Source organism: Luteimonas sp. 3794, assembly GCF_031456825.1.
Taxonomy (GTDB): Bacteria; Pseudomonadota; Gammaproteobacteria; order Xanthomonadales; family Xanthomonadaceae; genus Luteimonas.
In genome coordinates this window covers 198,182-206,602 of record NZ_JAVDVJ010000006.1, presented here as the reverse complement: position 1 = coordinate 206,602, position 8,421 = coordinate 198,182, and the positions used below count along the sequence as shown (strand labels likewise).

Annotated in this window: 7 protein-coding genes; 4 read left to right on the top strand and 3 right to left on the bottom strand. The window is 69.0% G+C overall.

The window, feature by feature from the left end:
- A partial coding sequence (locus J2X52_RS11055) for a hypothetical protein (protein ID WP_310152954.1) occupies window positions 1-522 on the top strand: 522 nt, incomplete at its 5' end.
- Between the two features lie 101 nt (window positions 523-623).
- Here the strand turns inward: J2X52_RS11055 and J2X52_RS11050 are convergent.
- Complete coding sequence (locus tag J2X52_RS11050; RefSeq protein ID WP_310152952.1) at window positions 624-2,234, bottom strand: hypothetical protein; 1,611 nt, start codon at window positions 2,232-2,234, stop codon at window positions 624-626.
- Between the two features lie 28 nt (window positions 2,235-2,262).
- On the bottom strand, window positions 2,263-2,856 hold the full coding sequence (locus tag J2X52_RS11045) for an NfuA family Fe-S biogenesis protein (protein WP_310152951.1): 594 nt from the start codon (window positions 2,854-2,856) through the stop codon (window positions 2,263-2,265).
- An 83-nt stretch (window positions 2,857-2,939) separates the two neighbouring features.
- Here J2X52_RS11045 and J2X52_RS11040 point away from each other — a divergent pair, with 83 nt between their 5' ends.
- Window positions 2,940-3,281, top strand: coding sequence for a 4a-hydroxytetrahydrobiopterin dehydratase (locus J2X52_RS11040; RefSeq protein WP_310152948.1), 342 nt, complete (start codon window positions 2,940-2,942; stop codon window positions 3,279-3,281).
- A 62-nt stretch (window positions 3,282-3,343) separates the two neighbouring features.
- Window positions 3,344-3,733 carry an energy transducer TonB gene (locus J2X52_RS11035; protein ID WP_310152945.1) on the top strand — a complete coding sequence of 130 codons (390 nt, stop codon included), beginning with the start codon at window positions 3,344-3,346 and terminating at the stop codon, window positions 3,731-3,733.
- 19 nt (window positions 3,734-3,752) lie between these two features.
- On the opposite strand, the gene J2X52_RS11030 is transcribed toward J2X52_RS11035, so the two are convergent.
- Window positions 3,753-4,718 (bottom strand): RluA family pseudouridine synthase, encoded by a 966-nt coding sequence (locus J2X52_RS11030; RefSeq protein WP_310152942.1) that lies wholly within the window; start codon window positions 4,716-4,718, stop codon window positions 3,753-3,755.
- A 401-nt stretch (window positions 4,719-5,119) separates the two neighbouring features.
- On the opposite strand from J2X52_RS11030, the gene J2X52_RS11025 reads away from it, so the two are divergent.
- A complete protein-coding gene (locus J2X52_RS11025) occupies window positions 5,120-8,359 on the top strand; it encodes an Rne/Rng family ribonuclease (protein ID WP_310152939.1) in 3,240 nt (1,079 codons plus the stop codon).
- The last annotated feature ends 62 nt before the right edge of the window (window positions 8,360-8,421 follow it).

Below are 8,421 nucleotides of genomic sequence, written 5' to 3'. Positions count from 1 at the left end.
AGGGGACCGATGCGGCTTCATCGCATCGGCTCGCGTCCGGCGAAGGGACCTTTTGGTTCCTTTTGGGTCCATCCAAAAGGGACTCGCACGCGCAGCGGGCAAAAGCCCTGCACTTGCTTGAGGCTCTTCGCTCGTCGCTTTGCGACTTTGATATTCATGTTGGAGATGAAGATCAACCGCAGGAGCGAAGATCAAGTACAGGGCTTCCGCGCTGTCGCGCGGCTTACTTTTGTCTTGGCAAAAGTAAGCAAACCCGTCTTCGCCGGACGCGATCCGACACGGCTGCGCCGTGCCGTTCCCCTGCGCTTCTCGGGCGACTGGGCACGCAGCCCAAACTCGCTACGCTCAGACATGGGCTGCTCTTCGACCCCGCCGCCCTGCGATGCTCGGCTCGCTTTACGGCTCGATTCAGATCAAAAGCTGGAAGCCAAAGCCAAAGCCAAAGCCAGAGCCAGAGCCAGAGCCAGAACAAAGCCCCAGCACAAGCAGAAACGAACGCCGGGCGCGAAATCCATGGACTGACCAGCCATTCGGCTGTTGAAAAACGCTTCCGCCTACGCGGGAGAGACGACCTCAGAACGACACACGCACACGAGGGCAGACAGGCGCCGCGTCCGGCTCAATCAGCCGCCGAGGCTATCCTGATCTTCCTGCAGTTCCGGCTTCCACGGCACATCCGGCGGTGGCCGGCCGTCGGTCTCCACGTCCTGCATGTTCGGATCGGTGATGCCGCAGCCGCCGCCGAATGCCAGCAGCGCGACATTGCACTGGATGGTCTTGCTCGTCCCTGGAATCGGGATCAGTACGGTCTTGACGCTCCGCCGCACCCACTCCTCGAGCAGGGTTTCGCTGGGCGTCCAGAAACGGTCGAAACTCGTGGGCTCGTAGTCGGTCGGCGGTCGCTTGAGCCAGGTCCCTTCGCGATCGATGCGGGCGAAATCTTCGGTGATCGTGCCCGGTGGCAGGCCGCCCCCCACGCGGCCGTCGCCGGCGAGGCGTGGGCGGCCATCGGCGCCGATCAGGCCGGACGGACTGCCAGGCGGGCCACCCGCACGCGCGCTCGTCCCATCGCCCCAGTCGTCGCCGGCGCGCGCCGACGGCGCAGCGCCCGGTGGCATGCCCGGACGCGAACCTGCACCCGCGGTTGTGCTCGGGGTGGGCGTCCGCGCGCCAGGCGGAGACGGCGTCGGCGGCCGTGGCGACGGCGTCGCCGCGACGGGGGGTGCGGGGGCCGGTGACTCGGGTGCCGCTGCCTGGGCCGGCGCTTCGCGCATCGGCACCGTGCGTTCGCGGGCAACCACCTCCGCGACTTGCCGGGTCGGCACCTCGGGTGCATCGACCGCGATCGAAGGCAAGGCGCGCGTCGGCAGGCGCAGCGACTCGCTGGGCTGCGGCACGCTGCGGTCGCGGACTTCGACCTCGACCTCGCGCCGCTGCGCGGTGACTTCAGCCAGAGGCGCAGGGGCGCGCAGCGCCGGAATCTCGACGGCCTGCAACTGCGCCTCGGGCACCTGGCGGTCGCGCAACGCGACCTCGGGCGGGGCGCCTGGACGTGGTGGCGGCAGGGTGAAGTCGATGTCCGGTACCGGTGTCTGCGTGACCTGCAGCACCTGCGCCGTCGGCTCGACCGGCTCGGTCGCGACCACGGCGTCCTTGGCGGCGGAGGTGTCCTGGGAGGCGGACGGTGCCGGCGGCGGTTCAGCCGGCGTGGGTGTCGATGTCGAAGCAGGTGGCACCTGCGGGGCCGCTGCCGGAACCGGCTCGCCGTCGTCGGCGGCGCCCGCATCCTCTGGCGTGCCGTCCCCGATGAAAACGGCCTGCACCACATGCGCCTCGCCCTGTGCCGCTGGCGCCGGCGCCAGGAAGTGAGCCTGGGTCAGCAACAGCAGCCCGCCGACCCACAGCACCTGCACCAGCAACGCGAGCGCCATCGACACGCGCTTCGGGCCGCGATGCTCGCGCGGTTCGGGCTCCCAGCGTGGATGCAACAGGCTGGCCCAGGCGGCCAGCTTGTTCTTCGGGACGTGGCCCTTGCGCCGCGGTGGCGCCGGTCGCGCGACGAGCACGGCGACGATCGCCTCGGCGGTCGCGCCACGCACGGCACCGACACGTACGCGCATGGTGTCGAACCAGCGCGCCCAACCGGCGGGAAATCCTTCGGGCGCGTCCTCCGGCCGGATCGAACGGCGCCGGCGCCGGCGCAGCACGTCGATCAGGTCGGCAGCAGTGAACATCCGGGGACGGCCGCCGGCTGCGGTGGGATCAGGCCGCGTCGCGCGGCATGTAGGGCGCGTCGCCGGTGTCGTGATCGGTCGCATCGCGAACCGCGGTCACGCCCGGCGCCTTTTCCATCAGCGTCTTTTCGATGCCCTGCTTCAGCGTGACATCCACCAGACCGCAGCCGTGGCAACCGCCGCCGAACCGCAGCACGACGACACCTTCGGCCGTTACTTCCTGCACGCTGACGTGGCCACGGTGCTGGGCGAGCTGCGGATTGACCTCCTGCTCGACCACCCAACGCACGCGCTCGACCAGCGACGCGGCTTCCGGCGGCGCCTCGCCCTTGATCTTCGGGGCGCGAATCTGCAGCTGTCCGCCGGTGGCGCGCGCCTCGTAATCGATCTCGGCGCCGTCGAGATACGGCACGCTGGGCGCATCGAGCCACAGCGTGAAGCCTTCGCAATCGATCGCCCACTCGTCGCCCTGCAGGTCGTCGCTGCCCGCGAACTCCAGGCGTACATCCGCGCGCGGCGTGCCGGCATGCACGGCCGACAGCCGCACACCGAGGCCGGGTAGCGTCTCGCGCTCGATCAGCTTGCGGAAATGCGTCTGCGCGGTTTCGGAGATGTTGATCATGCGGCGTATTCTAGCGGGCCTGCGACCGCGCAAGCGCCGGTCGCCGTCTGCCGCATGAACGGCCCTCGACAGGAGATTCCACGATGTCCGACCTCATTCCACTCAGCGATGCCCACTGCGTTCCCCGCCGCGGCGACGAGCACCGTCTGGCCGAAGCCCGCGTCCGCGAACTGCTGCCGCAGGTGGCCGCCTGGACGCTGGCCGAAGACGGCCAGGCGCTGACCCGCACCTTCCGCTTCGACGACTACCACCGCACGATGGCCTTCGTGAACGCACTGGCCTTCATCGCCCACCGCGAAGACCACCACCCGGACCTCGGCGTGCACTACGACCGGGTCGAAGTCCGGTATTCGACCCACGACGTCGGCGGCCTGTCCGAAAACGACTTCATCTGCGCCGCGAAGGCCGATCGGCTGGTCGCGTGATGCGTGGCGCGCCGACCCCAGGCGCTGCCAGAGCGACGCGGCAAGCCGGAGCGCATCGGCCCATGGGGCTCCGTGCCTTCGTACCCCTCCTCGCCCTGTGCCTGGCAACCGCCGCACCCGCCAGCGATGCCGACGCGACAGCCGCTGGGACAATCGGCGCCGCCGAGGCGGCCACGCATGGCGCCTCGGTCGACATCCGCAGCAAGAACAGTCAGCCGCCGGCCTACCCGCTGGAGGCCATGCAGGCGGGCGCTTCCGGCACGGTGGTCCTGCAGGTCGATGTGGACGCAAAGGGCACGCTGCAGAACGTCTCCGTCGTCGAGAGCAGCGGCAACGCTGCGCTCGACGCGGCCGCGATGGAAGCTGCGCGCCGCTGGACCTATGCCGCCGCGATGCATGCAGGATCGCCGGCACCAGGCCACGTGCGGATTCCGGTGCTGTTCGCGCTCTGACGATCGCGGCCCGGCCAGCTCAGCGCAGCCGGTCGAGCGCCTCGCGCAGGTCGTCGGCCAGCGGCGCATTGAGCACATAGGCTTCGCCGTCGTCGAGCGTGAACTCCAGTGACGCGGCGTGCAGAAACAGGCGTCGCAGGCCGATCTGCTCGCGCATGCGCTTGTTGACCTCGACATCGCCGTACTTGTCGTCACCGGCGACCGGATGGCCGATGTGCTGGGCGTGGACGCGGATCTGATGAGTCCGGCCTGTTTCGATCCGGACCTCGCAGTAGGACTGCCCGCCGCGCCGCTCGAGTACGCCGAAATGGCTCAGCGAGACCTTGCCCTGCGGATTGACCTGCACATGGCGCTCGCCGCCCTGGCGCAGACCGACGTGCAGCGGCGCGTCGACACTCATCGTGCCCTCGGGCATGCGCCCGGCCAGCAACGTGAGGTAGCGCTTGCGGATGCCGGCGCCGTGGTCCTCGCGCAACAACGCCTGCAGTTGGGTCAGCGCCGACCGCTTCTTCGACAGCACCATCAGGCCCGAGGTGTCGCGATCCAGGCGATGCACCAGTTCCAGTGGCTGGTTCGGCCGCAGCGCGCGCAGGGTTTCGATGACCCCGAAGCTGATGCCACTGCCGCCGTGACTGGCGATGCCGCTAGGCTTGCTGATCGCCAGCAGGCGGGCGTCCTCGAACACGATGCTCGCGTCCATCGCCGCCAGCAGGCCCTTCGAGGGGGTGCCGGCCTCGCCCGGCACCTCCAGCCGCACGGGTGGCACACGCACCTCGTCGCCGGCCTCGAGCTTGCGCTCGGCCTTGGCGCGGCCGCCGTTCACGCGGACCTGCCCGCTGCGCACGATCTTGTAGATGATCGACCTCGGCGCGCCCTTGAGCAGGCCGAGGAGAAAATTGTCGAGGCGTTGGCCGTCACGATCGTCCGGAACCCGGACCAGTCGCACGCCACCGCCGCCGGCTGGGCCGGGGCTGTTGTCAGTCATCGTCGCCTGTTTATCTGGTACACTCGGGCCGCGATCTAAGGTGCTGATTTCTTTGGAAGAACACGGGCCAAAAGCCCGCCTTGCAAAGGCTTCCGGACAGTGCGCGGCCACCGCCCCAGGGGCGGCCATGTTAGCGGCTGTACGGCAGCACCGGCCATCGCCCGATGCCTGGCATCGGCGCTGAACACGTCCCGTGTGACGTCCGCGACCGCCAAACCACCGGTCGCGAGCGGTCCGCGGCCTGCACTACCCAGACAAATCAAGAGCGCTCCCGCGGCCCGCCGTGGTGTCGTAGCGCTGGACAATCCGGTTTGTCGCTGCGCGTGCGCGGCGGCTTCAGGCTTCATCCAGGCGAAACGCCCCGGCGTTCCGCGCGTGAGAGCGCGCAAGGAAACGCAACCATGAAGCGCATGCTGATCAACGCGACGCAGGCAGAAGAACTCCGCGTCGCCATCGTTGATGGCCAGTCCCTGTACGACATCGACATCGAACAGCCGTCCAGGGAACAGAAGAAGTCCAACATCTACAAGGGCCGCATCACCCGTATCGAGCCCTCGCTCGAAGCCGCATTCGTCGAGTACGGCGCCGACCGCCACGGCTTCCTGCCGCTGAAGGAAGTCTCCCGCGACTACTTCCAGTCCGGCGTCGACCCGAACAAGGGCGCGATCAAGGAACTGCTGCGCGAGGGCCAGGAGGTCGTCGTCCAGGTCGACAAGGAAGAGCGCGGCAACAAGGGCGCTGCCCTGACCACGTTCATCTCGCTGGCCGGCCGCTACATGGTGCTGATGCCAAACTCGCCGACCGCCGGTGGCGTGTCGCGCCGGATCGAGGGCGAGGACCGCGCCGAACTGAAGAAGGCGATGGACGCGCTCGACATTCCCGACGAGATGGGCGTGATCATCCGCACCGCCGGTGTCGGCCGCGACGCCGAAGAGCTGCAGTGGGATCTCGACTATCTGCTGAGCATCTGGCGCGCGATCGCAGAAGCCGCGCTGAGCAAGCCCTCGCCGTTCCTGATCTACCAGGAATCGCGGCTGATCACCCGCGCTCTGCGTGACTACATGCGCGCCGACATCACCGAGATCCTGATCGACACCCCGGAGATGTATGCCGAGGCGAAGGAATTTGTCGAGCAGGTGATGCCGCACAACCTGCGCAAGCTCAAGCACTACACCGACGACGTGCCGCTGTTCAACCGCTACCAGATCGAGTCGCAGATCGAGAGCGCCTACGAGCGCACCGTGCGTCTGCCGTCGGGCGGCGCGCTGGTCATCGACCAGACCGAGGCCCTGACCGCGATCGACGTCAACTCCGCCCGCGCCACAAAGGGCGGCGACATCGAAGAGACCGCGTTCAACACCAACCTGGAAGCGGCCGAGGAAGTGGCCCGCCAGCTGCGCCTGCGTGACCTCGGCGGCCTGGTGGTCATCGACTTCATCGACATGTCGTCGAACAAGCACCAGCGCGACGTCGAGAACAAGCTGCAGAACGCGCTCAAGTACGACCGCGCCCGCGTGCAGCAGAACAAGATTTCCAAGTTCGGCCTGCTGGAGATGAGCCGCCAGCGCCTGCGCGCGTCGCTCGGCGAGTCCAGCCAGATCGTCTGCCCGCGCTGCGAAGGCCACGGCCGCATGCGCAGCATCGAGTCGCTGTCGCTGTCGATCATCCGCGTCGCCGAAGAGCACGCGATGAAGGACAACACCGGACAGGTGCTGGTGCAGGCCCCGGTCGAGATCGCGAACTACCTGCTCAACGAGAAGCGCAGCGCGCTCGAGGAAATCGAGAAGCGGCACGCCGCGCCGATCATCATCGTCGCCGACGAGCAACTGCACACGCCGCATTACGAGGTCTCCCGCATCCGCGAGAACGAACTGGGCGAAGAAACCGCGCGTCCGAGCTACCAGCGCGGCACGCCGCGTCGCGTCGCCACGATCGCGCTGAGCAAGAACAACCTCAACGTGCCGCCGCCGGCGGTGACCAATGTGCGCCCGACGCAGCCTGCGCCGATCCGCGAACCGAAGCCGGAGGCCGCGGCGCCCGCGCCTGCACCGACGCCCATGCCACAGCCCGCGCCCGTGCCCGTGGCACCGGTCGCGACCGGCGGCGTCATGGGTTGGCTGAAAGCCCTGTTCGCACCACCTGCGCCTGCCAAGCCGGCCGCACCCGCGCAGCACGAGCGCGCGTCGCGCACCGATGGCGGCCCGCGTGGCGAGAACCGCGCTGATCGCAATGACCGCGGCGGCCGCAATGGTGGCCAGCGCCGCGATCGTCGCGGTGGCCGTCAGGGTCAGGGTGGGTCGAACGCCGCACCGGTCGCGAACGAGGCGAAGGCGGCAGCGCCTGCGCAGCCGGCCCGCGACGACGCGCAGCGCGAGGCGCGTCGCGAGCCTGCGGCTGTCGCTGACACAGGTGCACGCAAGGAGCGTCAGCAGGAACGTCGCCAGCGTCAGAAACAGCGTGGACCGCGTCAGCGGACCGAGGGCGACGTGACCGAGACGCAGGCGGCGATGGCCGTCGCTGCACCGGCTGCGGCGTCGATCGATGCGCCCCGGTCTGCCCAGCTCGACGCCGAGCAGACAGCGCCGGCGACCGACAGCCCCCCTGTCGCAGCCGCCACGCAGACTGCCCCGCGACGTGAGGCAGCGACTCCGCATGTAGACGCGGATGCCGACGACGCCAGCGACCTGGGCGATGTCAACGCGTCCGATGCAGACGGCAACGGCGACACCGGTGACGATGACGGCAGCAATGCCCGTCGCCGTCGCGGTCGTCGCGGTGGTCGCCGCCGTCGTCGCGGCAAGGCCGGTGACGGCACTGCCGGTGACGAGACCTCGCTCGACAGCGATGACGCCGGCGATGACGACACCGCGCCGGCGACCGGTCACGGCCAGCCGGAGTTCGATTTCGACGACCTGCCCGCGCCTGCGGCGAAGCCGGCGAACGAACCGCGCGCGACCACTCAGCAGGACCCCCGCCCTGCCGTGGCAGCCGCCGCAATCGTGGCGAGCACGGTGAAGCAGGCCACGAGCGAATCCGCCTCTCCGGCCGTCGAGACGGCTGCGCCTGCGCATCAGGTCGACAGCGCTCCCGTGGCACCGGCACCTGTCGCAGACGAGGCACCGAAACCCGCGTTTGAAAGCGCGCCACCTGCGGAGGTGCAGCACGTGCCGCCGCAGGCCGCTGACCCGACCCCCGCGGTGATGCAGCCGGTGCAGGACCCGGCGCCTGCCGAACTCGCAGCGGACGATGCCCTGAACGCAGTGAATGCGATCGAGGCGGTGGAACAGCCATCCCGTGCCGAGCCCAGCGTCGCGGCCCAGGCCCCGGCAGCGCCGGTAATCGACGAGGACCCCGCAGCCGCGCAGGCCGACGCCACCCCGCGTGCGCCCGTGTCGCAGGGTCTGTTCGACACGCCTGCACCTGCTGTCGCGCAGGTCGACGAAGTGCCTGTGGCTGAGCACGAATCGGCCAGCGTCACGGCGCCGGAGAATGCAGCCGTGACGGACGAAACAATCGCGCAAGCCGATTCGGCTTTCGATGACGCCGCGCCGGAAGAGTCCGAGTTCGTGGACGAGGAAGACGAACCGGAGTCGGACTACAGGACCGACCCACGCGCGCGACCGCGTCCCACCGACGCCTGAGGCTTTCCGCCACGTCATCACGAAAAACCCCGGCCTCGGCCGGGGTTTTTTCTTGGGCGTTG